We start from the raw sequence: 22021 nt of genomic DNA, 5'->3' as shown, positions 1-22021 counted from the left end.
CATCCCGCGTCGCGGGGGTCATGGCCGGTCGCTCAGTCCGCGGTGCGGGTCAGTCGCAGGTACAGCGCGGAGAACGCGCCCAGCACCAGAAACAGCAGCACGCTCATCGCGGCGGCCAGGCCGAAGTCGTTGTTGACCGTGAACGCGTACCGGTAGATCAGCACCATCACGGTGATGGTGTCCGGGCTGGACGTGCCGGTGAGCTGGAACGGCTCGATGAAGACCTGCATGGTGGCGATGATCTGCAGCAGCAGCAGAACCAGCAGGACGAACCGCAACTGCGGGATCGTCACGTGGCGCAGGCGCTGCCACACGCTCGCGCCGTCCAGCTCGGCCGCCTCGTACAGTTCGCCCGGGACGCCCTGCAGGGCGGCCAGATACATCAAGGTGGCGCCGCCCATGTTCGCCCAGGTGGAGACCAGGACCAGCGAGATGATCGCGGTCCGCGGGGACTGGGTCCACTGGGACTCGGGTAGCCCCACCCCGCGCAGCACGGTGTTGAACAGCCCGTCGCCGGGGTCGTAGAAGTAGCGCCACAGCAGGACGCCGACGATCGGCGGCAGCATGACGGGCAGGTAGACCAGCACCCGGAACAGCCCACGCAGGTGGCGGAATTCGTTGATCAGTACGGCCACCGCGAACGGCAGCGCGTAGCCGAGCACGAGCGCCATGGCGGTGAACACCAGTGTGTTGCGCCAGGCGGTCCAGAACAGCGGGTCGGCGAAGAGTGCCCGGTAGTTGTCCAGGCCCACCCACCACGGATCGGAGACGAAGTTGACCTGCTGGAAGCTCAGCACGATGCCGCGCACCAGCGGGTACCAGGAGAACAGGGCGAAGCAGACGAGGCCCGCCGCGAGGAAGGCGTACGCCAGCAGGTTGTCCGCGGCCTCGCGGCGCAGGCGGGCCATCGACTGCCTCACGGCTACCGGACCCCGGCCAGGATGGAGTTGACCTGCTTCTCGGCGTCGGTCAGGAGTTGGTCGACGTTCGCGTCGCGGTCGGTGAGCACCTTCTGCATGGCGACGTCGAGCACCGCGTAGATCTGCTGGGCGTTCGGCGGTTCCAGCTTGACCGGGATGCGGCCCATCGAGGCGACGAACGGCGCGTAGTTCTGCTGCGGGACGTTGGCGTACTGCTTGTCGGCGGCGGCCTGGGTGGCCGCGGCCGCGCCGGTGTAGATCGCGGGTTCGGGCAGGCCGACGGGCTGCTTGGTCTCGCCGGCCCACTTGTTCTCGGCGGCGATGCGGTCGGGGGAGGCGAACCAGAACGTCAGCCACCTCAGCCCGGCCCGGATCTTCTCGGGGCTCAGCCCCGCCTTGAACATGTAGCCTTCCCCGCCGCCCAGGGTGCCCCGGCCGTCCGGGATCGGCCCCAGGCCGTACGTCTGGTAGTCGCCGGAGTACTGGTTGACGATCGTGGGGATGTTGTCCGCGGTGGCGAGGTACATGCCGAGCCTGCCCCCGCCCATCATCTGCAGCAGGTCGGCCCACTCGAGCAGTTGCCGGCTGCCCATCGAGTTGTCCGCCCAGCGCATGTCCTTGAGCTGCTGCAGGACCTGGTGGCCCGCCGGGGTGTTGAAGGCGGCCTTCCAGGTGCCGCCGTCGTCGACCGCGACATCGCCGCCGAGCGAGTACAGCTCCGTGGTGAAGTGCCAGCCGCCGGTGTTGCTCTTGCTGTAGTCGCCGTACCCGACGTGTCCGGCGCCCAGCCCGGCGATCTTCCTGGCCGCCGTGCGCACGTCGGCCCAGGTCGCGGGCGGCGCGTTCGGGTCCAGCCCGGCCTTGGCGAACAGGTCGCGGTTGTAGAGCAGACCCATCGAGTAGTTCTTGTACGGCAGGCCGTACGTGCCACCCTTGCCGTCCTGGAACACCCGCAGCACCTCGGGCTTGATCTGGCTGGTGGCCGGGAAGTCCTTGAGGTACTTGCTGACGTCGGAGACCTGATGCTTGGCGATCAGCCCGGCCGGGTCGGTGAAGTAGACGTAGAAGACGTCCTCGAGCTGGCCGCCGGCGAGCTTGGCGGGAAAGGTCTGCGGGTCCATCTTGCCCTCGCGGGCGTCGATCGTGATGTCGGGGTTCGCCTTCTCGAACTCGGCGACGTTGGCCAGGAACCGGTCGTGGCCGGCCTTCTCGGTGGCCGGGGGCAGGCCGTTGACCACGAGGGTGACCTTGCCGTCCTTCGCGGCCGGGGCGTCGTCGCCGCACCCGGCGGCCGACAGGCAGACACCGGCGGCGAGCAGAAGCCCGAGCGCGGCGCGCAGCGTGAACGTGGACATATGACATCGCCCTTTCGCAGGGGTGGGTGTGGGCGTGCTGGGGATGCGGAGGGGACAGGGGCTCGATGCCGCGCATGTTTCGTGGCGATGACGATACAAAGCCGAACTGGGGCCCGCAAGAACTGAATCAGAAGACGAAAAAACACGACTACCCGGAAGGCGTGCACACGCCGAAGGGCGGGCCGGATCGGCCCGCCCTTCGGCGTCGATGAATGTCCCGCTCCAATGAGCGCGGTGTCGGTTTGCCCACGCGGCGCCGGGCGGTGACGGTTTCCCGCGCGGCGCGGGGCGGTGTCAGTCCCCGCTCAGTGTGAGGCGGCGCCGGTCCGGTGCGGACCGGGTCCGGTCGCCCCACCGGCGCCGCGCGCGGGGGCCCGGCCGGTGGAGCCGCGCACCACCAGCTCCGGCTCGAACAGCAGCTCGTCCGTGCCGGCCGCGGCGCCCTCGATCTGGTGCACCAGGATGTCCACCGCCGCCTGACCCATCAGCTCGATCGGCTGGCGCACCGTGGTCAACGGCGGATCGGTGCAGGTCATCAGCGCGCTGTCGTCGAAACCCACGACCGACACGTCGTCCGGCACGGCCAGCCCCAGCCGCCGCGCGGCCCGGATGGACCCCAGGGCCAGCACGTCACTGGCGCAGATCATGCCGGTCACCCCGCGCTGCATCAGCCGGGTCGCGGCCAGCCGGGCGCTCTCCATGGAGAACGTCGTGCGCTCCACGAGCGCGTCGCGGTCGGCGTCGGACCAGCCCGCCACGGCCGCCACCGCGGCCAGCTTGCGGCGCGACGGCACGTGATCCTCCGGCCCGGTGACCAGGCCGATCCGCTCGTGGCCGAGCGAGCGCAGGTGACCGTACGCCTGCTCGACCGCGACCGCGTCGTCGGTGGAGACGTGCGGGAAGCCCAGCCCCGGCACGCCCGCGTTGACCATCACCACCGGCATGCGCCGCTCCCGCAGCTGCCGGTAGTGCCCGTGCTCGGCGGTGGCCAGCGCGTACGCCCCGCCGGCGAACACCACCCCGGAGACCTGGTGGTCGAGCAGCATCTCGACGTAGTCGCGCTCCGGGACGCCGCCGATCGTGCGCGCGCACAGGGCCGGGGTGAAGCCACGCTGCGCCAGCGACGCGGTCACCACCTCGGCCAGCGCCGGGAAGATCGGGTTCTGCAGCTCCGGCAGGACCAGACCGACGAGGCGGCCGCGTTCGCCGCGCAGCTTCGTCGGCCGCTCGTAGCCCAGGACGTCGAGCGCGGTCAGCACGGAGGTCCGGGTCGCCGCGGAGACCCCGCTGCGCCCGTTGAGCACCCGGCTGACGGTCGCCTCGCTGACGCCCGCCTTCTTCGCCACCTCGGCGAGACGCTTCGTCACGCGCGCCATCGTACGTCGGATTCTTGAAAGTCTTGCAGCAAGCCCAGTCGGGTCTTGCAGCAGCGCGCAACGAGTCGATCCGGCGGGCGCCCAGCTGGGCGCCCCGGACTCGACGAGTGCCACGAATCGGGCCAAAACGGTGCGGTTCCCCGGCTCAGGGTGCGATGTTGGGACCAGGGGGAAGGGATGGGCGCGAAGCATGACCGACTGGGACATCACCGCCACTGACGAACAGCAGGACGAGGGCGCGTACGAGTACGGCGCAGGCCGCGGCGACTCGGTGCAGCGGCTCGCCGACGTCAGCAACACCATGGCGACCGCCACGAGGCAGGCGGTCAAGGCGGCCGAGATGGCCGTCGCCGTGATCCAGCGGCTCGACGCGAGCAGCACCGAGATCGGCAAGGTCGTACAGCTGATCGCCACGATCGCCAAGCAGACCAACCTGCTCGCCCTCAATGCGACCATCGAGGCGGCCCGCGCCGGGGAGGCGGGCCGGGGATTCGCGGTCGTCGCCAGCGAGGTCAAGGACCTGGCCAACGAGACCGCCACGGCCACCAACGAGATCGGCGGGCAGGTCGGCGGCATCCGCGCGGACACCCAAAACGCCGTCTCCGCCATCGAGGAGATGCAGCACCTCATCGCCGAACTGGACCGCTGCCAGCAGATCATCAGCGGCATCGTCGCCGAGCAACAGGCAGGCTGACCCGCACAGCCGGGCCGAGCCCCGAGCTGCCGGGTCAGCCTGCGTCTTTGCTGGTTCGCGACGGCGACGCGGTCAGGGCCGGGGAGACGCCGCCGGCGACCGGGATCGCCCGGTACCAGTCGCCGGGCCGGGCCGATGCGCGAGGATGGGGGGATGGCTCGACGTACCGCGCGCCGCCCCGCGCCCCGTCCCACCGACGGCGCCGCGCCGTGCCCGTGCGGGCTCGGCCTGCCGTACTCGCAGTGCTGCGGCCCGGCCCACCACGGACATGCCCCGGCCAGCGCCGAAGCGCTGATGCGCGCCCGGTACAGCGCCTACGCCCGCGACGACGACGCGTACGTGCTCGCCTCCTGGCACCCCGAGACCCGGCCCGCCCAGATCACCGCCGACCGCGGCCCGAGCTGGGTGCGCCTGGAGGTGCTGGACACGACCGGCGGCGGGATGTTCGACGCCGAAGGGACGGTCGAGTTCCGCGCCCACTACCGCGACCACGGCCGCCCCGGCGAACTGTACGAGCGCAGCCGCTTCGTGCGCCACGACGGGCATTGGGTGTACTGGGGGCCCGTCCGTACCGACGGCGGCCTCGCGCACTCCTGAACCATGTGATGTGCTGAGCGTGGAGCGAAGATCGTCAGCACGACCGGGATCAGCACAACGAGGAGCCGTCAATGTCGACGCGCAGCCACGAGCGACCACTCGAGGACGGGATCGTCCGCGACTTCAAGGTCAACCTCTCGTACGGTAAATATCTGCACCTGGACCAGATCCTGTCCGCGCAGCATCCCGTCAGCACACCCGTGCACCACGACGAGCTGCTGTTCATCCTGCAGCACCAGACGTCCGAGCTGTGGCTCAAGCTGATCCTGCACGAGCTGCGGGAGGTGCAGCGCCGGCTGGCCGCCGACGACCTGCGCCCCGCCCTGAAGGGCCTGGCCCGGGTCAAACACATCCAGCACTGCCTCACCGAGCAGTGGTCCGTGCTGGCCACCCTGACCCCGACCGAGTACGCCGAGTTCCGCAGCTTCCTGGGCACGTCGTCGGGCTTCCAGTCGTACCAGTACCGGGCGATCGAGTTCACCCTCGGCAACAAGGACCGGGCGATGCTGGCGGTCTTCGACCACGACCCGGCCGCCCAGGCGATGCTCACCGAGGCGCTGGAACGGCCCTCCGTGTACGACGAGTTCCTGCGCCTGCTGGCCCGGCGCGGCCACGAGGTGCCCGCGTCGATTCTGGAACGCGACGTCACCGAGGGATACCGGCTGCATCCCGAGCTGGTGCCCGTGTTCGTGAACATCTACGAACACGCCGGAGAGCACTGGGAGGCGTACGAGGCGTGCGAGGACCTCGTCGACCTGGAGGAGAACTTCCAGTACTGGCGGTTCCGGCACCTCAAGACGGTCGAACGCACCATCGGCTACAAGCGCGGCACCGGCGGCTCCAGCGGGGTCGCCTTCCTGCGCAGGGCCCTCGACCTGACCTTCTTCCCGGAGCTGTACGCGGTGCGCACGGAGATCGGCGTACCCGGAGGAAACGACACCCCATGACCGAGGACCTGCTCGCCCGCGCCGAAGCCCTCGACGCGGCGGACCCCCTGGCACCCCTGCGCGCCCGATTCGTCACCCCCGACGGCCACGACGTCATCTCGTACCTCGACGGCAACTCGCTGGGCCGTCCCCTGGAAGCCACCGCACGGCTGATGGAGTCGTTCGTCCGCGAACAGTGGGCCGGGCGGCTCATCCGTGGCTGGACCGACGGCTGGCTGGAATGGCCCCAGGTGCTCGGCGACCGGCTCGGCGCGGTCGCCCTCGGCGCCGGGCCCGGCCAGGTGGTGATCGCCGACTCCACCACGGTGCTGCTGTACAAGCTGGCCCGTGCCGCCGTCGACGCCCAGCGCGGGCGCCGCCGGATCGTGCTGGACACGGACAACTTCCCCACCGACCGGTACGTGCTGGAAGGCATCGCCGCCGAACGCGGGCTGGAACTGGTCTGGATCGACACCGACCCGGCCGAGGGCATCCGGCCCGAGCAGGTCGCCGCCGCGGTCGACGGCGACACGGCCCTCGTGTTGTTCAGCCACGTCGCGTACCGGTCGGGGTGGCTGGCGGACGCGGCCGAGATCAACCGGGTCGCCCACGCCGCCGGAGCGCTGACGCTGTGGGACCTCAGCCACTCCGTCGGCAGCGTCGGGGTCGAGCTGGACTCGTGGCACGCCGATCTCGCGGTGGGGTGCACGTACAAATATCTCAACGGTGGGCCCGGTGCGCCCGCCTTCGCCTACCTGCGCCGCGACCTGCAGGACCGGCTGCACCAGCCCATCTGGGGCTGGATGGGACACCGCGCCTCCTTCCACATGGGACCCGGCTTCGAACCCGCGCCCGGCGCCCGGGCCCTGCTCAGCGGCACCCCGCCGATCCTGGCCATGGTGCCGCTGCACGCCAACCTCGACCTGCTGGCCGAGGCCGGCATCGCCGCGGTCCGGGCCAAGTCCGTGCAGCTCACCGGGTTCGTGCTGGAACTGGCCGACCGCTGGCTCACGCCGCTGGGCGTCGAGGTGGTCAGCCCCCGCGAGGCACACCGGCGCGGCGGCCACGTCACGCTGCGCCGACCCGGATTCGAGGAGCTGCTGGACGCGCTGTGGGGGCAGGGGGTCATCCCGGACTACCGTCGCCCCGACGGCATCCGGATCGGGCCCGCGCCGCTGAGCACGAGCTTCGCGGAGGTGTACCGCGGCATGTCCGTGCTGCGCGCCCTGCTCGAAAAGCAGCGGTGACCGCCGGTAACGGCCTGCCCGGCCCTTCCGAATGGCTGTTCGCCGACTCGGTGTGGTGGGACGGGCGGCTGCGGCACGGGGAGGCGGTGCGGCTGCGCGACGGCGTGGCCGTCGCCGCGGTGCCCGCCGCGCAGGTGCCACCGGACGCGGCGTCCCGGCGGCTGCCCGGGACCCTGCTGCCCGGGCTCTGCGACGCGCACGTGCACTCGGCGCTGGTCGACCTCGGCACTGTGCGGGCGGGCGGGATCGCCGCGGTCTGGGACCTGGGCGGCGTACCGGCGGCGGTGGCCGCGCTCGCGGAGCGGGCCGCACGGCGCGGCTCCGGCCTGCCGCGGATCCGCCACGCCGGGCCCTTCCTGACCGCCCCGGGCGGATATCCCAGCGACCGGTCCTGGGCGCCGCCGGGGAGCTGGCGCGAGATCCACTCGCCCGCCGACGCGGCCGAGGCGGTGGGGGAGGCACACGCGGCCGGTGCCACGATCATCAAGGTCACCCTGCACGCCGGTGGGCCGATGCCGTCCCCCGCGACGCTGAGGGCCCTGGTCGACGCGGCCGGTGGGCTGGGCCTGCCCGTGGTCGCGCACGCCGAAGGAGCGGGCACGGTCGCCGCCGCGTACGAGGCGGGGGCCGGGCTGCTGGCCCACACACCGTGGACGGAGACGCTCGACGCGGGACTCGTCCGCGACTGCGCGGCGCGGATGACCTGGCTCAGCACCCTCGACATCCACGGGTGGGGCGGGCCCGACCCGGCCCGGGACACCGCGATCGGCAACCTGCGCGCCTTCCTGGGTCAGGGCGGCGCGGTCCGGTACGGCACCGATCTGGGCAACGGCCCCCTGCCGCCCGGGATCAACCCGCGCGAGATCCGGGCCCTGCGGCAGGCCGGACTGAGCCCGGACGACATCCTGACCGCGATGACGGGGCCCGGCCGTCCCTGTGCCGACGGGTCCGCGTCGCCGACGGGCCCGGCGGTTTCGCCCGGACCGGTGGATTCGGACGTGATGGCGGGCGAGCCGTGCTGGATCCCGGGTGGACTGACCCTCGAGCCCGACGGGTTCGCCGACGCGCTGGCAACCGCGCGCGTGGTCGGCCCCGAGGTTCGGCCCCGCGGATGAAGGTGGACAACCAGCCGTGAGCCTTGTCATCACCGGCGCCACCGACCGCGTCGGCGACACGCGGATCACCCTATTTCCTGAGGATCCGTGGCTTCGACGTGGACGGGGGTCAGAATCTGACCAAGCTTATCGCCGACCTTCTCTGAGTACGACAGTCATAATGTCCTGCACGTAGCCGGCAATGTTCGCGCTGGTGCCGGAAATGCGGCGCAGCTCAGCAGACGCCTCCGTGACGGACATCTTGTTGATCCCCTTAGCTACCACTCGGGCGAGCGCTTCCGTGACCATGATGTCCCAGGTCGGGCGGATGGACCAGTATTCGCGGGGGCTTACCTCTCGGGGGTAGCTGACGAACAACAGATCGAGGCAGAGTGAGTACGGCATTTGGGCTACCGTTCTTAGCCGATCCATGCACTTTAGATACTCGAGAGAGCGTTTTGGATCACCGGTCGCCTCGAGGATGGCGCAGACGTGCGCGAGGTTCAGGTATCTCATCAGATCGCCGACGACCTCCTCGTGCGTTCCGTACACGTTGAGCAGGACGCGGGCGGCAAGGGTAGGTTCGGCGGCGGCAAGCCAGGCTGCGCGGTTCTGCGGACCGTCCGGAAGGACGACGGCCGCCTTCAGGATGCGAGCAGCATTCTCCTTTGACGCGTTCCGCACGATTTCTAGAGCGTGCTTGCGCTGAACGCCCAGCAGCATCGCCGCGAGTCGTGCGTCATCCATGCCCCCGAGCAGTCTCTCGCACGCGGCGACTTCCGTTACGCCGAGGAGCCGTACGACGAGGTCCTCCGGCAGATTGTCGGCGACGTCCTGGAGGTATGGAAAGCGCTCGATGTTGGCGTTCAGGAACTGCCACACCGGAATGAGGTCGGCCTCGTAGCCGAGTTCCGAATAAAGTCTGATCAGCTCGGTGCAAGTTGAGCCGTCACCGTCACCGGAAACAACGGTGTGGCGCAGGCGAGCCAGCCGACGCACCCGGTCAACCTCGGCTGGCGGTGTCTGCCGCCGCAGCGTCTGTGCCCCGGCGGTGCCCAGTGACGAGCGCTCCAGCGCCTCTTCGAACTCAGCGTCGGAATGTCTCATGAAGAACCTCCACCGGCAAGTGCTCGCTTCGCGGCAGCGCGCCAACGGCGCAGCAGACCTTCGACAGCCTTGATTGACACGAGGCCTAACATCTCTGTGATCTCTTGCTGCGAGTAGCCGTCCAACACCAGCTTCAACACGGCGCGAGTTCGCGAATCCAGCGAACTCAGATGATCTCTGATCAGGATGCCGTTGATGGCGATGATCTCTGGATCTCCGGCGCTGCTTGGCATCGGCCAGACCTCGATGTCCTGGCACACGTTCGTCTGCCACTTCTGCTGATAACGGCGGCGCTTGCGGAATTCGTTGACGAAGACCCGCAAGGCGGCACCGGTAAAGTAGGTGGCGATGGCAGCGCCGCCGTCCACCCGCCAGCCGCCCTCGACGAGGGCGCGTTGACGGAAGGCCGGCAGCGTCAACGCGATGGTCATGTCGGCCAGCTCGTGCCTCGCCTCGGGGTCACGGGCGAGCTCCTCGATCTCCGCGGGGGTCGGGTCAAGGTAGTAGCCGAGTTGCGCCGTCAGCGTGAAGATGTAGCCAGTTCGCATCCACGCACGTAGGACCGCAAGGCCGTACGCAGAGATCTCCTCCTCGAATCTCCGGTATCGGGGGCCGGCGAAGTCCGCCGCTGCGAGAAGCTCCCGGAGTTTCCAGTCGGCGTCGCGCCGCTCGATGTACTCCTGGAGGCGGACGTTCTCGTCGTACAGGTCGGGCATCGTGCCGCGAAGGTACTGCTCGGCCGGAACGGCTGCTCGCTGCCGGGGCGTCGACGCGCTGGAGACGGCATCGCAGGCAGACCATACGGGATCTGCGCCGTCGTCCATCGACCCCCCTTCCCCAGTTGTAGACCGATAGGCTCCGTGTGCCGCTGCCACCGGAGTGATATGTCGTCGCGACGGCGCTACCCCGCGCGGAGCCGGGCAGCTTTTTCTCACACTCTCGCCGGGCGGCATACGCGCGGGATGACGGCGCTGACATGACCTAACAGGAGTTGAGCGCAATGCTTCAACTACCACTCAGGAGACGCCCATGTCGGCCACCGACGCCCCCGCCCCGTCCACCTCGACCCCGCCGGCCGGCACCCCGCGCTGGGTATGGATCCTCATCTTCGCCCTCAGCGCGATCATCGTCGGTGGGACCGCGGGGCTGCTCGCCCACTCCGGCGGTGCGTCGGTGCCTGGATCAATCCTCACCGGCGGCGGCGCCTTCGCCGGCACGCTGGGCCTGCTGCTGGCCACCGCCCATTTCGCCGCCGGGAAATGACGGTGCCGATCGCGTCCTGCCCGTGACAATCCGAGCCGCCGCGGGCGCGTTGCGGACGGTCGCGCCGCCGCGCGGGACGTACCGTTTCGGGTCCAAGCGCTGTTCGATCGGTCAGTCCCGCGGCGGAATGATCGAGAAGACGAGCGCGTCCGAGGACTGGTGGTCGTGCGTCAGGAAGTTGCGCAGGCGTCCCTCCTGCTGGAACCCGGCGCGGGAGAGGACACGCTGGGAGGCCAGGTTTTCCGGCTCCACCCACGCCTCCAGTCGCCGCAGGTCCCATGCGTCCATCACCCAGGGAACGGCGAGGCGGACCGCGGCCGTCGCCACACCCTGGCCGCGCGCCGGCGGGACAATCCAGTAGCCCAGTCCACCGACGTGCGGCTGCGGCCGTACCGCCACCCACATCAGCCCCACGGCACGGTCGCTGGCAGCCTCGACGATGGCCTGCGACACGCCCTCGCCGCTCTCCACGCGTCGCCATTGCCGATGGATGAAGGCAAGCCCTTCATCCGGCGTGTAGACGGCGGGGACGGTCGTTCCCCTGGGGATTCGGGGGTCCATACCGGCGAGCCGGATGCATTCGACATCGGTTTCGCGCCACCTGCGCAAGCCGATGCGCCCGTCGCTCAGGGCGGGATCCGGGTACGACAACGACCGAACCGGCAAGCTCAGGGCTGCCACGCCGCCGGACCTCGTCCGGGTCGGCTCGGCCCTGCCGGGCGTCTGGTCACCGTGGGTCGTCGGGCTGTCAGGGCCCGGGCGTGCTGCAGGGCGGAGAGCAGGGCGAGGGTGGCTTCGGCGCCCTGGTCGTGATCCGGGCCGTCCGGGGTCAGCGCGTCGTATCCGCCACCGGTCAGCGGGTCGTACATGACTCTGCCGGCGTCGTTGTCGCCGAGGAACCAGGCCAGCGCCTGGAACAGCAGCCCATCCCAGCGGTCGTCGCCGGTCACGGCCGCGGCGGTGGCGCAGGCATCGGCGGTGGCGGCGGCCTCGGCCGGGCGCTGGGCGCGGAATCCGTCACGGTCCGTGGCCGCTCCGGACTGCGGGGCGGCGAAGGCGTCCGTGGGCCGCGAGGCGGCGAAGGCGTCTGTGGACAGCGAGGCGGCGAAGGCGTCTGTGGACTTGGCGGCGGCGGAGGCGGCACCGGCGTTCGAGGGGCGCAGGCCGCCGACCGGGACGGGGGACAGGTGGCCCGCGTGGTCCTGGACGTCGCACAGCCAGGCGAGCATGCGCAGGCCGTCGGCCAGCAGGACCTCGTCGCCGAGCAGGTCACCCGCCGCGACGACGACTTCGGCCAGGGCCGGATTCGCGTACGTCAGCTCGGGTTCCGGCCACGCCCACGACGGGTCGCAGCCGGGCACGCCCACCACGGTCGCGGCGTCGGCCAGCAGGTCCGCCGCCGCGGCGGCGCGCGGGTCGGCGCGCAGCACCTCGGCGGCACCCAGTCCGGCCAGTGCCATGGCCCGTGGCCGGGGTGAGCGCAGGCGCATCCCGAGCCGGAACGCGTCATCGGCTCCCCGGCGGATCCATGGCACGGTGCTGCGGGCTGCGGCGGTGCCCAGGCCCCACATGGCGTGACCCCACGCTTCGCCGGTCGACGGCTCGTCGAGCCAGCGCCGGTCGAAACCGAGATGGTCGTGGAACGTGCCGTCCGGGGCCTGCGCGTGCAGGAGGAGGGCCAGGTAGCGTTCGGCGAGCCCGACGACCTGCGCAGCCGGGCGGAATTCGCGGCTCGCCACCAGCAGGCCACGCGCCGCATCGGACACACGATAGCCGTGGTCGCGACGGGCAATGGCACTGTGGGCATGCGCCAGCAGGCCGGTGTCGTCGGTGAGCCGGGCGACGTGCGTCCAGGTGGGGGCGGGCGCGTCGGTGAGCCGGACCGGTGGTGGTACCAGCCGCAGGGTCTGCGCAGGCATGACCGGCCTTTCTGCTTGCGGCTGCCTCCCCGCAGCACGGATGCGGCGCGCGGTCCGCCGCGCGACAACGACTCAGCAGGCTCTGGCATGACCGCGCACGCCGAGCGAAGCGAGGGCCACGAGGATGTGCCGAAGCGCGACGGGTTCCTCGGCCCCACGGCGACGGTAACAAGACGGACGCGGCTTCCGGCTCGTTCGCGGAAACCGGACTGTCCGGCCCCGGACCGCAGCAGCAGCCGTCGGGTCACGGCCCGCCCCGCCGACGGTGCCGCCGCTGCTGCCGGACCCGGGACGCGGCTCGCTCCCAGTGGTGCTGGCCGGGCCCTGGCCTGCGGCGCAGCACCCGGACAAGGCGCCCGTCGAGTGCCGGCTCAGCCCTGCGGACGCGCGCACAGGTCGAACGGGTGTCCGCCCGGGTCGAGCAGGACCCGCCACCGCTGCGGCTCCGGCTGCGTGGCCGGCTTGGTGGCGCCGAGCGCGAGCGCCTGCTCCTCCGCGTTGTCCAGGTCGTCGACGTAGAGGTCGAGGTGGTAGCGCTTCGGAGCGGCCTCGCCCGGCCAGCCCGGCCCTGCGTAGCCGGGCAGCCGCCCGAAGCCGATGCTCATCGCGCCGTCGCTGACCATCGCGTAGTCGTCCGCGCTGTGCACGACGTCCCAGCCGAGGAGTTGGGAGTAGAAGGAGGCGAGCGCCGCCGGATCTGCGGCGTCGAGGTTGATCATGGCCAGGGTGGCGATTCCGGGCATGCCGGCGGCCCCTTCCTGCAACGGGCGACGCGGATCGTCGCCGACCGCGCCGATCCTGCCCCAGGGGTCCGACAACTTGCGGCCGGTTACGACACCGCGGTCGTCAGGAACCCGGGCCGGGCTGCTGCGCGGCCAGCCACCCGGCGACCTGGGCGCGGGACGTGAAGCCGAGCTTGCTGAGGATGTTCTCGACATGTCCCTCGGCGGTGCGCTGGGCCACCACGAGCCGCGCCGCGATCTCCCGGTTCGTCAGGCCCTCGGCGATCAGCGCCGCGACCTCCCGCTCCCGGCGGGTCAGCCCGAAGTCCGCACCGGCCGGCGGGTCGGACCGGGGTACGGGCACCCGGCCCGGCTGTTCCAGGGCGGCCGTGACCGCCTCGGCCGCGGTCCACTCGGCGCCCCGGCGTACCGCGGCTTCGAACGCGCGCCGGCCCAGGCGGCCGCGCACCGCGGTGGCGCACTCCTCGTGGAACTCCTTCAGGCTGCGGAACGACGACAGTGAGGTGTGCATCGCCCGCCACATCCGGTCGGACGCGCCGAGCAACTGCGCCGCCCGCTGGTCGCGGCCCTCACTGCCGGCGATCCAGGCCAGCGACTCCAGTGCCAGGCCGACCGTGAACTGTTCGCCCGCGACGAAGCGCTGCACCTCCAGGCTCTCCTTGGCCGCCGTACTGGCGCCCGGATCGTCCCCGGCACGCCAGCGCAGCACGCTCAGCGCCCACAACGCGAACGAGCGCCACCACACCTCACCACTGGCGGCGCCCATGTCCCGGCAGGCGATCAGGTCGGCGTAGCCGTCCGCCGGGGATCCGGCGAGGCCGCGGGTCAATCCCAGCACGGCCAGTGTCCACATCTGCCCGCTGCGGCCGCGAACCTCGCGGAACAACCCCAGCGCCCGCTCGAACAGCGGCAGCGCGGTCGCGTGGTCGCCGGAGAACAGGGCGATGTTGCCCTCCACCAACGGGATGTACGCCAGTTCCACCGAGCGCGGCAGTTGTCCGGCCAGCTCGCGGGCGTCGGCCAGCAACGCCTGTGCCCGGTCCCGGTCGTCCTGCACCGTGGCGATCCAGGCGGCCACCCGTAGTGCTTTGACCCGGGTCCAGTGCCGTGGCGCGGGCATGGCCAGTGCCCGGTCGAGCCAGTGCCGACCCTCGGACAGGAAACCGCGGACGAACCAGTGGTTCTCCAGGTCGGCGGCGAACCGCAGCGCCCGCTCAGCGGGACCGGTGGTCACCGCGTACTCCAATGCCACCCGCAGGTTCGCCTTCTCCTGGCGCAGCCGCAGCATGAGGGCCGCCTGGTCGGGGCTCACCCAGTGCCGGTCACTGTACGCGGCCAGCTCGGCGAACCACCGGCAGTGCCGCTCCGTCACGGCCCGCTGCTCGCCCGCCTCGGCGAGGCGCAGTGCGCCATACTCGCGGACCACCTCGAGCATCCGGTAGCGGGCCCGATGGCCGTCCCCGGCGCGGGTGAGTACGGACTTGTCCACCAGCGACGCGATCAGGTCGAGGATCGACTCGGCGGGCAGCTCGTCATCCGCGCAGACCTCCTCGGCGGAGTCCAGCTCCAGCCCGCCGGAGAAGACCGAGAGCCGCGACCACAGCGCCCGCTCGGCGGGAGCGCACAGGTCCCAGCTCCAGTCGATGAGCGCCCGCAGGGTCTGCTGGCGCGCGGGCGCGTCGCGGGTCCCCGAGGTGAGCAGCCGGAACCGGTCGGTGAGCCGGTCGAGGAGCTGCTCGAGGGAGAGCACCCGCAGCCGGGCCGCGGCCAGTTCGATGGCCAGCGGTACGCCCTCCAGCGCCTGGCACAGCCGCGCGATGGTGGCGCAGTTGTCGTCCGTGACCGCGAAGCCGGGGTCCGCCGCGGTGGCGCGTTCCACCAGCAGGCTGGCCGACTCGTACCGGTCCAGCTCCGCGACCGTGCAGGTGGCCTCGGGGTCGGGCACGGACAGTGGTTGCACGCTCAGGGTCGCCTCGCCGGCCAGGCGCAGCGCGTGCCGGCTCGTCGCCAGTACCCGCAGCTCCGGGCAGGTCCGCAGCAGCGTCTCGGTCAGCTCGGCGCAGGCCGCCACGAGCTGTTCGCAGTTGTCCAGGATGAGCAGTATCCGCTGGTCGGTCAGGAACTCCGCGAGCCCGGGCGCGCCCGGGCCGACCGCCTGCTCGCGGATGCCGAGCGCCTCCGCCACGGCGACCGCCAGCAGGTCGGGATCGCGCAGCTCGGCCAGCTCCACGAGCCACACGCCGTCCGGGAAGGCGCGGCGCATCTCCGCGCCGACCCGCAGCGCCAACCGGGTCTTGCCGACCCCGCCCGCGCCGGTCAGGGTGACCAGCCGGCTGCTCGAGAGCATGCGGCGGACCAGCGTGACCTCCGCCCGGCGGCCCACGAAGCTGGTCACCTCGGCGGGCAGGTTGCCCAGGAAACCGCGCGGGGTCGTGGCGGTGCTCATAAGGAGCACCGTAGTGCCGCACCGGCCGGTCGCGGCGAGCGGATCGCCGCGCCGCGACCGGTTTCGGCGCTGCCTGCGGGAACGGGTCAGCGCAGCGCCGCGACCAGCGGGCGTACGGCCGGACGGTGCGGGGCGACGACCGTGCCGTCCGGCAGGATCTCGCCCGTGTCATCGAACGTCACCACTCCGTTACAGAGCAGACTCCATCCCTGCTCAGGGTGAGTGGACACCACTTTCGCGGCGTGGTGGTCGGGGTCGGCCGCGTGGGGGCAGGGCGGCGCGTGCTCACACATGTCAGTCCCTCCTGCCTGCAACCATGCGCTCTCGGCCGGGGAACGGACACGGGTGAACTACCTACCCGGTACCCGAATTCCGGTGACGTTAAGTTCTGACAGTGCGAATACGGGTAGTGATCCGGGTAGTTGTCCCGGTGGCCGCCGCCGGGTCTGATCCGCACTATGGACCCCGCCGTCCCCCAGCGGTGAGTAACCGCGCGAGCGCGAGCACGTGCGGAAGGTCGGCCCGGGCGCAGGCCGAGGCAGGCGAGGTTCATGGAAGCGAGGTGCGTGCATGGGCCGCCACGCCGCCGACCGGCCGGCGTCCGACCCGGCGGGCAGCCCGGGAGCCCGGGCGCTCCGGCGCGACGACCTGATCGCCGCGACTCCGGGCAGGGCGCCCACCCGTGCCCCCCGGCAGTCGCGAGCCGGGCAGTCGCGAGCCGGGCGGGCGCGGCCGGGCGCGGCCGGGGCGCCGCCCGGCACCACCGTGCTCCGGGCGCTGGACGAACTGTCCGCCACGCACCGGGATGTGCTGGTGGAGCTGTTCTACCGCGGTGACTCCCTGGAGGCGGCGGCGGCCGCCCGCGGCGTGCCGGTGGAGACGGTCAAGTCCCGGCTGTACTTCGCCATGCGGGCGTTGCGCGCCGTCCTCGACCGCCGGCTGGCTGCGGACTGACCCAGCGGCCCGGTGTGCGGGTCGCGAGCGGGCGTCGCGGCGTGTGTCAGCGCAGGAGCACCAGTCCGTCCAGGGCGACGCCCGGGCGCCGGGCCGTGCCCTCGACCACGACCCGTACCGTGTGGGTCGCGCTCGCCGACCAGGAACGGGCCCAGACCGCCATCCGGGTGCGCGTCGTGGCCGAGCGCAGGTCGACGAGCCCGGCGTTGCGGCCGTCCACGTAGACCCGCACCCGGCCGGAGCTCGGGCTCCGGGTGGCCGCCAGCGACGCGGACAGGCCGGTGAAGGTCCAGGTCATGGTCGACCCGGCAGTGATGCTGCGCAGGGTTGACCCACCGAGATATCCCGGGCCGGTGACGGTGCCCCAGCGGCCGGTGCGGGTGGTGACGCGCTCGGTGAGCAGCAGCGGCGTACGGGTCACCGACGCCGTGCGGGCGTTGCCGGCCCGGTCGGACGCGCGCAGCGACCAGGTCGTCGGCCGCGCCGGGGCGGCGGTGCTCGCCCAGGCGTGCGCGGTGGTGCCCAGGGCGACGACGCTGGGCCGGGTCAGGGTCACGGCGCGCAGACCACCCGGGTCGGTGGCGGTCCACCGCAGCCACACCGGCACCGAGCCGTCCAGCGGGCCGCCGCGCAGCCCCACGACCGGGCCGGCGGCGTACCTGGGTGCGGTGCGGTCGACGACCACGATGCGGGTCTGGCTCACCGCGCGCCCGGAGAGGTGGTAGGCGCGGACGGTGACGAGGTGCCGGCCCGGGTTCAGGATGAGCGGCGTGGTGCGGTACGCCCGGGGCGCGGAGGCGACCACGGTGCCGTCGACGATGACGTCGAAGCGGTTGAGCAGCGCGGTCGGGGTGGTGGTCGTCCACAGGGGGCGGATCGGGCCGCGGGCGTAGAACGCCGTGCCGACCTTCGCCGCGCCGGTCATCTGGGCGATGGTGAACGCGCCCGGTGCCGCGCCCGCGAGGTTGCGGATCGTGGGGAGTTGCCCGTACAGGGTGTTGCCGGGGCAGGCCGTCCTGCCGGTGTCGCGGTGCCCGGAGACGCGGTTGAGGAAGACCCGGGTGCCGGCGGGGAAGCGGTCGCTGCCGGACGACACGAGCGGGGTCCGCTCGGTGGCCAGATGGCCGTACATTCCGATCTTGTACGCCGCGACCTGGGCGATCACCCGCTGCACCGTGAGCGACGCCGCGACGTTGGTGAAGTCGCCGATGACCGCGATGGCGGCGCTGTGCGCGTTGAAGCCGAGCGTGTGCGCGCCGAGCACGGGCCGGTTCGTGCCGCCGGCGCGGCCCTCGAACAGGGTGCCGCACTTGTCGACCAGGAAGTTGTATCCGATGTCGTTCCAGCCGTTGCTGCGGACGTGGTACGCCTGGATGCCGCGCACGATCCGCGCCGAGTCGGCGCACGAGTAGTCGTTGCTGGTCGCGGTGTGGTGCACGAACAGCACCTGCACGTCGGTCGTGTACTCCGGCGGGTCGGTGACCATGGCCTCGTTCGCGCCCCAGCCGGCGCGGCCGACCATGGTGGGTGCGGGCCGCGGCGGCACGGTGACGGTGGTGTCCGCAGCCGCGCGGCCGAGTCCGGCCCCGGTGAACGCGGTGCCGCCCACCTGCGCGGCGGACGCCGGGGCGCCCGTGGCGGACACGGCCGCGGCGGGCAGGTCGGCGTCCGGGTTGATCAGATCCAGGCGAAGGCCCATGGGCAGGGCGTGGGCCCCGTCACTGTTCGTGACCCGGGCCTCGACCGCGTCGGAGTCGCCCACCCAGACGGGGTCGGTGCTGCCGCGCCCGCCCGCATCCACGCTGCCGGGCGCGGCCGGGCTGGTCCCGTCCGATTCGAGGGTGCGCCAGGTGCTCCACCGCCCGTCGGCCGTCGCCCGGGTACGGACCTGCACGGTGCCGTCGAGCCGGGTGCGCGGATCGGTCCAGGTCGCCCCGAGCAGGCTGAACGGCTGCGTGACCCGCGACGTGATCGCGGTGGCCTCGGCGCGGGCGGCGCCCGGCGCGGCGAACGTCGTCCCGGCCGCCACGGCGCCGGGGGAGGGCGTAAGCGCCAGGGTCTGCAGCGCCGGTGTCGCGGCGGGTCCCGCGTACGCGGGTGCCGCGGTCACTGCCACGGCGGCGCCGGTGATGGCCGCCGCCGCGCCGGTCACGGCGGCGACGATCCGATTGTTCGTCCGAGTCACATCCACGGATCTCCTGTCGGCAGGTTCCGATACAGGATGAAGCGAGCAACGCGGTCATGTCAGACATTGTCGATCAGGTGGCCGTGATCACCCCCCGGCCGGGGAGCGCTTTCCGAATCTGGCTGCACGAGCGCACAATTTGTAATAAAGGCCGCCGACGCGCCGATGGACAGGCGTGCCTTCTCTGTCTGTGCGCTCCGAGCGGGCCGGTAGCCGTACCCCCTCCGGCGAGTTCCGGCCGGCGCCCCAGCGCCGCGTCACCACGCTGGCCTGGGTATTCGTGTGCGCCAGCGTCGGCGTCCTAGCGCTGCTCGCCTGGGGCCCGGCCGTCCTGCGCAGCCCGGTCACGCTGCTCGCGCTGGCGGGTGGCCTCTGGGCGCTGACGTACGGGATGCGCGTCAACGCCGCCCCCGACCAGCGCGGCCCGTGGCGCTGCCTGCTGGTCTCGGCGTCGCTGACCGTGATGGCCATGGTGCTGCGCGCCGTCGTGCCCGGGGCCGCCGCCACCCCGCCCGGCCCGATGGTCCTGGTGCCGGACGCGTTCGTGCTCCCCGCCTACCTGATCATGGGGTACGGCTTCGCGGGCATGCTGCACCGCCGCCGCGCCGCCGAGGACGACCCGGCCCGGGTGGACGCCGTGCTCGTCGGGCTCGCGACCGCGTTCATGACCTGGACGTACGTCATCGTCCCGCAGCTCGGCCACGACGACGTCAACGTCCTGCGGCTGGCGAACTCCTTCTTCCCCGTCATCGACGTGGTCCTGCTCGTGCTCGTCGCCCAGCTCACCCTGGCCGGGGGTGCCCGCCAGCCCGCGCTGTGGCTGCTCATCGGCGGCTCCAGCGCAATGTTCGCCGGGGACTTCCTGTTCACCCTGCGCGACGGCCAGCTGGTGGGCCTCTCCCAGCACAGCGTGGATGTGGTCTTCGTTGCCGTGTTCCTGCTGGTCGGGGCGTCGGCACTGCACCCGTCGATGCGGACGCTGACCCAGCCGCAGCAGATCATCGCCCAGAACCTGGGCAAGATCCGTACGTTCCTGATCGCGCTCGTGGTCGTCGTGCCCACCGTGGTCACCACGCTGGAGCCGGCGCACGGCATGGTCGACGCCGCCGTCCGGTCCGTGCTCTGCGCCCTGCTCATCGTCGGCGTGCTCGCCCGGGTCGTGCGGGCCAACAACTCCCAGGCCCGCGCCGAGCGGTCCATCCGCCGCCGCGCCACCCACGACGCGCTCACCGACCTGCCCAACCGCGAACTGCTGGCCGAGACCATCGCCACCTGGGGTGACCGGGCGGTCGCCGAGCAGCTGGAGATCAGCCTGCTCTTCATCGACCTGGACCGCTTCAAGATGGTCAACGACCACTGGGGACACCAGATCGGCGACGAGTTGCTCTGCGCGGTCGCCGGTCGGCTCGGCACCCAGGTACGCGAGCACGACCTGGTGTGCCGGATCGGCGGGGACGAGTTCGTCATCGCCCTCGCCACCCCCTCACACTCCCGGTACGCGGAGTCGCTGGCCGAGCGGGTGCTCGGCGAGTTCGTGCGTCCGTTCCGGCTCAGCGTCGGCGACGTGGTCATCTCCGCCTCCATCGGCGTGGCCAAGTCGCTCGGCGGGGCGCACGCCCTGGAATTGATCCGCGACGCCGACACCGCCATGTACAAGGCCAAGGGCTCCGGCCGCAACGCCGTCGCCCTGTTCGACACCTCGCTGCGCGACGAGGTGCGCGACCGGATGAACCTGGAGCAGGCCCTGCGCGGCGCGCTGGGTCGCGGCGAACTGTCCGTGCACTTCCAGCCCATCGTGGACCTCGACGCCGGGGAGCTGGAGGGATTCGAGGCGCTGATGCGCTGGCGGCACCCGGAGCTGGGTGCGGTCTCCCCGATGCACTTCATCCCGATCGCGGAGGAGACCGGCCTCATCGTCGAGGCGGGCGCCTGGCTGCTGCGCGAATCGGCCACCCAGCTGTCCCGGTGGATCGCCGAGCGGCCCGCTGACGCCCGGGAACTGCACGTCTCGGTCAACGTCTCCGTACGCCAGCTGCGCGACGGCGCGCTCGTCGACGTGGTGCGCGACGTCCTGGCCGAGACCGGCCTGCCGCCGCAGGCGCTCTGGCTGGAGATCACCGAGTCCGGCGTCATGGAGGACCTGGACACCGCGCTGGCCACGCTGCACTCGCTGCGCGCGCTCGGCGTCGTACTCTGCATCGACGACTTCGGCACCGGCTACTCGTCGCTGAGCTACCTCAACCGGCTGCCCGTCGGCATCGTCAAGCTGGACCGCTCGTTCGTCTCCGAGGTCGGCGAGAGCGGTGCCAACGAACCCATCGTGCGGGCCGTGCTCGCCATGACGGGGGCGATGAACCTGCGGGTCGTCGCCGAGGGCGTCGAGACCGAGGTGCAGCGCGACTGGCTCCGGTCGCAGGGCTGCGACCTGGCGCAGGGCTGGTACTACGGCGCCGCGAAGGTGGCCACCGACCTGGACGACTGGATCCGCCCGCCCGCGACGGTCTGACCCCCGCCACCGCTACCGTTGTCGGGTGGCTGAGATCCCGTGGTGGGGGCTACCCCTCGTCGCCGCCGTATTCGCCCTGGCCGGGGCCGGTGTGACGCTGCTCGTGACGGCCCGTGACCGCCGCCGTGTGCGCACGCGTTGGCGCACATCGCGCCGCTGGTACACGGAGCGCAAGGACGCGTACGTCGCGCTGATGGCGGCATACGAGAGGGTGGTGCACCGGCTGCGGGCCGGGTACACCGCCGGGGTCACCGAGCCTGATCCCGCCCGCTACTTCGACGAGATCGGCCCGGCGCTGATGCAGGTCCGGCTGATCGCCTCGGCGCCCACCCGCAGCGCCGCCCTCGCCGTACACCTGGTGCTGGAGCAGTTGCACAGCCGGTGCCCGACCCCCGGCACCGCGACCGACCGGCCGTTTCTGGAGCTGCTGGCGCACGTACCGCTGCTGATGCACGAGTTCGAGGTGGCCGCCCGGGAGGAGCTCGGCATCGAACCGGGCCCGCCCCCCGAGGCGGGCGACGCGCCGGTGCCGGTCGAGCTGCCGAGTGAGCGGAAGGTGACCGGATCGTTCCGGTCCCGGACGTGATCCGGTCATTCGCCGGCCGGACAGAGCGTGGCGGACCTGCTGGCCGACCCTCGTACGCCGCCGAGCACGGACGTGGTGGCCCGCACCGAATACGCGCTGGTCG

At 71.9% G+C, this 22021-nt stretch carries 20 protein-coding genes; 9 read left to right on the top strand and 11 right to left on the bottom strand.

Translation table 11 applies throughout. The annotated features are described in order from the left end of the window. Positions 1–32: 32 nt before the first annotated feature. From ACMCNO_RS25440 to ACMCNO_RS25430, 3 genes are all read right to left on the bottom strand, one after another. A complete protein-coding gene (locus tag ACMCNO_RS25440) occupies positions 33–920 on the bottom strand; it encodes a carbohydrate ABC transporter permease (RefSeq protein WP_412751966.1) in 888 nt (295 codons plus the stop codon). 2 nt (positions 921–922) lie between these two features. Continuing rightward, the gene (locus ACMCNO_RS25435) at positions 923–2275 is read right to left on the bottom strand and encodes an ABC transporter substrate-binding protein (RefSeq protein WP_412751965.1); all 1353 of its coding nucleotides are present in this window, start codon (positions 2273–2275) and stop codon (positions 923–925) included. Positions 2276–2580: 305 nt separating this feature from the next. Next, positions 2581–3642 carry a LacI family DNA-binding transcriptional regulator gene (locus ACMCNO_RS25430; RefSeq protein WP_412751964.1) on the bottom strand — a complete coding sequence of 354 codons (1062 nt, stop codon included), beginning with the start codon at positions 3640–3642 and terminating at the stop codon, positions 2581–2583. Between the two features lie 199 nt (positions 3643–3841). On the opposite strand from ACMCNO_RS25430, the gene ACMCNO_RS25425 reads away from it, so the two are divergent. From ACMCNO_RS25425 to ACMCNO_RS25405, 5 genes are all read left to right on the top strand, one after another. After that, entirely contained in the window at positions 3842–4345 is a 504-nt protein-coding gene (locus tag ACMCNO_RS25425) for a methyl-accepting chemotaxis protein (protein ID WP_412751963.1), read from the top strand. 153 nt (positions 4346–4498) lie between these two features. Further along, a complete protein-coding gene (locus tag ACMCNO_RS25420; protein ID WP_412751962.1) occupies positions 4499–4942 on the top strand; it encodes a YchJ family protein in 444 nt (147 codons plus the stop codon). 71 nt (positions 4943–5013) lie between these two features. Beyond that, complete coding sequence (locus ACMCNO_RS25415) at positions 5014–5889, top strand: tryptophan 2,3-dioxygenase (RefSeq protein WP_412751961.1); 876 nt, start codon at positions 5014–5016, stop codon at positions 5887–5889. After that, positions 5886–7115, top strand: coding sequence for a kynureninase (gene kynU, locus ACMCNO_RS25410; protein ID WP_412751960.1), 1230 nt, complete (start codon positions 5886–5888; stop codon positions 7113–7115). The genes ACMCNO_RS25415 and kynU overlap by 4 nt, the downstream gene beginning before the upstream one ends. Beyond that, positions 7112–8230, top strand: a complete 1119-nt coding sequence (locus ACMCNO_RS25405; protein WP_412751959.1) for an amidohydrolase family protein — start codon at positions 7112–7114, stop codon at positions 8228–8230. Before kynU ends, ACMCNO_RS25405 begins: the two co-directional genes overlap by 4 nt. A 126-nt stretch (positions 8231–8356) precedes the next feature. Here ACMCNO_RS25405 and ACMCNO_RS25400 read toward each other — a convergent pair whose 3' ends face one another. Together ACMCNO_RS25400 and ACMCNO_RS25395 are read right to left on the bottom strand one after the other, a co-directional pair. Further along, entirely contained in the window at positions 8357–9316 is a 960-nt protein-coding gene (locus ACMCNO_RS25400) for a hypothetical protein (RefSeq protein WP_412751958.1), read from the bottom strand. Continuing rightward, positions 9313–10140, bottom strand: a complete 828-nt coding sequence (locus tag ACMCNO_RS25395; RefSeq protein WP_412751957.1) for an RNA polymerase sigma factor — start codon at positions 10138–10140, stop codon at positions 9313–9315. The genes ACMCNO_RS25400 and ACMCNO_RS25395 overlap by 4 nt, the downstream gene beginning before the upstream one ends. A gap of 205 nt (positions 10141–10345) precedes the next feature. Between ACMCNO_RS25395 and ACMCNO_RS25390 the strand changes: the two genes are divergently transcribed. Continuing rightward, the gene (locus ACMCNO_RS25390) at positions 10346–10579 is read left to right on the top strand and encodes a hypothetical protein (protein ID WP_412751956.1); all 234 of its coding nucleotides are present in this window, start codon (positions 10346–10348) and stop codon (positions 10577–10579) included. A 111-nt stretch (positions 10580–10690) separates the two neighbouring features. On the opposite strand, the gene ACMCNO_RS25385 is transcribed toward ACMCNO_RS25390, so the two are convergent. From ACMCNO_RS25385 to ACMCNO_RS25365, 5 genes are all read right to left on the bottom strand, one after another. Continuing rightward, the gene (locus ACMCNO_RS25385; RefSeq protein WP_412751955.1) at positions 10691–11260 is read right to left on the bottom strand and encodes a GNAT family N-acetyltransferase; all 570 of its coding nucleotides are present in this window, start codon (positions 11258–11260) and stop codon (positions 10691–10693) included. After that, on the bottom strand, positions 11248–12498 hold the full coding sequence (locus ACMCNO_RS25380) for a glycosyltransferase (RefSeq protein ID WP_412751954.1): 1251 nt from the start codon (positions 12496–12498) through the stop codon (positions 11248–11250). The genes ACMCNO_RS25385 and ACMCNO_RS25380 overlap by 13 nt, the downstream gene beginning before the upstream one ends. A 371-nt stretch (positions 12499–12869) precedes the next feature. Continuing rightward, a complete protein-coding gene (locus ACMCNO_RS25375) occupies positions 12870–13241 on the bottom strand; it encodes a VOC family protein (protein WP_412751953.1) in 372 nt (123 codons plus the stop codon). Positions 13242–13344: 103 nt separating this feature from the next. Then, the gene (locus ACMCNO_RS25370; RefSeq protein WP_412751952.1) at positions 13345–15687 is read right to left on the bottom strand and encodes an ATP-binding protein; all 2343 of its coding nucleotides are present in this window, start codon (positions 15685–15687) and stop codon (positions 13345–13347) included. An 86-nt stretch (positions 15688–15773) separates the two neighbouring features. Then, positions 15774–15980, bottom strand: a complete 207-nt coding sequence (locus ACMCNO_RS25365; RefSeq protein ID WP_412751951.1) for a DUF5999 family protein — start codon at positions 15978–15980, stop codon at positions 15774–15776. A 277-nt stretch (positions 15981–16257) separates the two neighbouring features. On the opposite strand from ACMCNO_RS25365, the gene ACMCNO_RS25360 reads away from it, so the two are divergent. Beyond that, positions 16258–16641: a sigma factor-like helix-turn-helix DNA-binding protein gene (locus ACMCNO_RS25360; RefSeq protein WP_412751950.1), complete on the top strand. Its 384-nt coding sequence runs from the start codon at positions 16258–16260 to the stop codon at positions 16639–16641. Positions 16642–16687: 46 nt separating this feature from the next. Here the strand turns inward: ACMCNO_RS25360 and ACMCNO_RS25355 are convergent, their stop codons facing one another. After that, positions 16688–18832, bottom strand: a complete 2145-nt coding sequence (locus ACMCNO_RS25355; RefSeq protein ID WP_412751949.1) for a peptidoglycan recognition protein — start codon at positions 18830–18832, stop codon at positions 16688–16690. A gap of 169 nt (positions 18833–19001) precedes the next feature. Between ACMCNO_RS25355 and ACMCNO_RS25350 the strand changes: the two genes are divergently transcribed. After that, entirely contained in the window at positions 19002–21332 is a 2331-nt protein-coding gene (locus ACMCNO_RS25350) for a putative bifunctional diguanylate cyclase/phosphodiesterase (RefSeq protein ID WP_412751948.1), read from the top strand. 25 nt (positions 21333–21357) lie between these two features. Next, positions 21358–21918: a hypothetical protein gene (locus ACMCNO_RS25345; RefSeq protein WP_412751947.1), complete on the top strand. Its 561-nt coding sequence runs from the start codon at positions 21358–21360 to the stop codon at positions 21916–21918. Positions 21919–22021 lie beyond the last annotated feature (103 nt).

The organism is Krasilnikovia sp. M28-CT-15 (genome assembly GCF_047159595.1).
Lineage (GTDB): Bacteria > Actinomycetota > Actinomycetes > Mycobacteriales > Micromonosporaceae > Actinoplanes.
This window is presented reverse-complemented; position numbering and strand designations above follow the sequence as displayed.

What these genes read in the sequence shown, in the direction of transcription:
- ACMCNO_RS25365 (WP_412751951.1), bottom strand. Translation starts at nt 15,980, where the DNA reads ATGTGTGAGCACGCGCCGCCCTGCCCCCACGCGGCCGACCCCGACCAC.
- ACMCNO_RS25415 (WP_412751961.1), top strand. Translation starts at nt 5,014, where the DNA reads ATGTCGACGCGCAGCCACGAGCGACCACTCGAGGACGGGATCGTCCGC.
- ACMCNO_RS25380 (WP_412751954.1), bottom strand. Translation starts at nt 12,498, where the DNA reads ATGCCTGCGCAGACCCTGCGGCTGGTACCACCACCGGTCCGGCTCACC.
- ACMCNO_RS25435 (WP_412751965.1), bottom strand. Translation starts at nt 2,275, where the DNA reads ATGTCCACGTTCACGCTGCGCGCCGCGCTCGGGCTTCTGCTCGCCGCC.
- ACMCNO_RS25375 (WP_412751953.1), bottom strand. Translation starts at nt 13,241, where the DNA reads ATGCCCGGAATCGCCACCCTGGCCATGATCAACCTCGACGCCGCAGAT.
- ACMCNO_RS25390 (WP_412751956.1), top strand. Translation starts at nt 10,346, where the DNA reads ATGTCGGCCACCGACGCCCCCGCCCCGTCCACCTCGACCCCGCCGGCC.
- ACMCNO_RS25425 (WP_412751963.1), top strand. Translation starts at nt 3,842, where the DNA reads ATGACCGACTGGGACATCACCGCCACTGACGAACAGCAGGACGAGGGC.
- ACMCNO_RS25360 (WP_412751950.1), top strand. Translation starts at nt 16,258, where the DNA reads ATGGGCCGCCACGCCGCCGACCGGCCGGCGTCCGACCCGGCGGGCAGC.
- ACMCNO_RS25395 (WP_412751957.1), bottom strand. Translation starts at nt 10,140, where the DNA reads ATGGACGACGGCGCAGATCCCGTATGGTCTGCCTGCGATGCCGTCTCC.
- ACMCNO_RS25400 (WP_412751958.1), bottom strand. Translation starts at nt 9,316, where the DNA reads ATGAGACATTCCGACGCTGAGTTCGAAGAGGCGCTGGAGCGCTCGTCA.
- kynU (WP_412751960.1), top strand. Translation starts at nt 5,886, where the DNA reads ATGACCGAGGACCTGCTCGCCCGCGCCGAAGCCCTCGACGCGGCGGAC.
- ACMCNO_RS25420 (WP_412751962.1), top strand. Translation starts at nt 4,499, where the DNA reads ATGGCTCGACGTACCGCGCGCCGCCCCGCGCCCCGTCCCACCGACGGC.
- ACMCNO_RS25370 (WP_412751952.1), bottom strand. Translation starts at nt 15,687, where the DNA reads ATGAGCACCGCCACGACCCCGCGCGGTTTCCTGGGCAACCTGCCCGCC.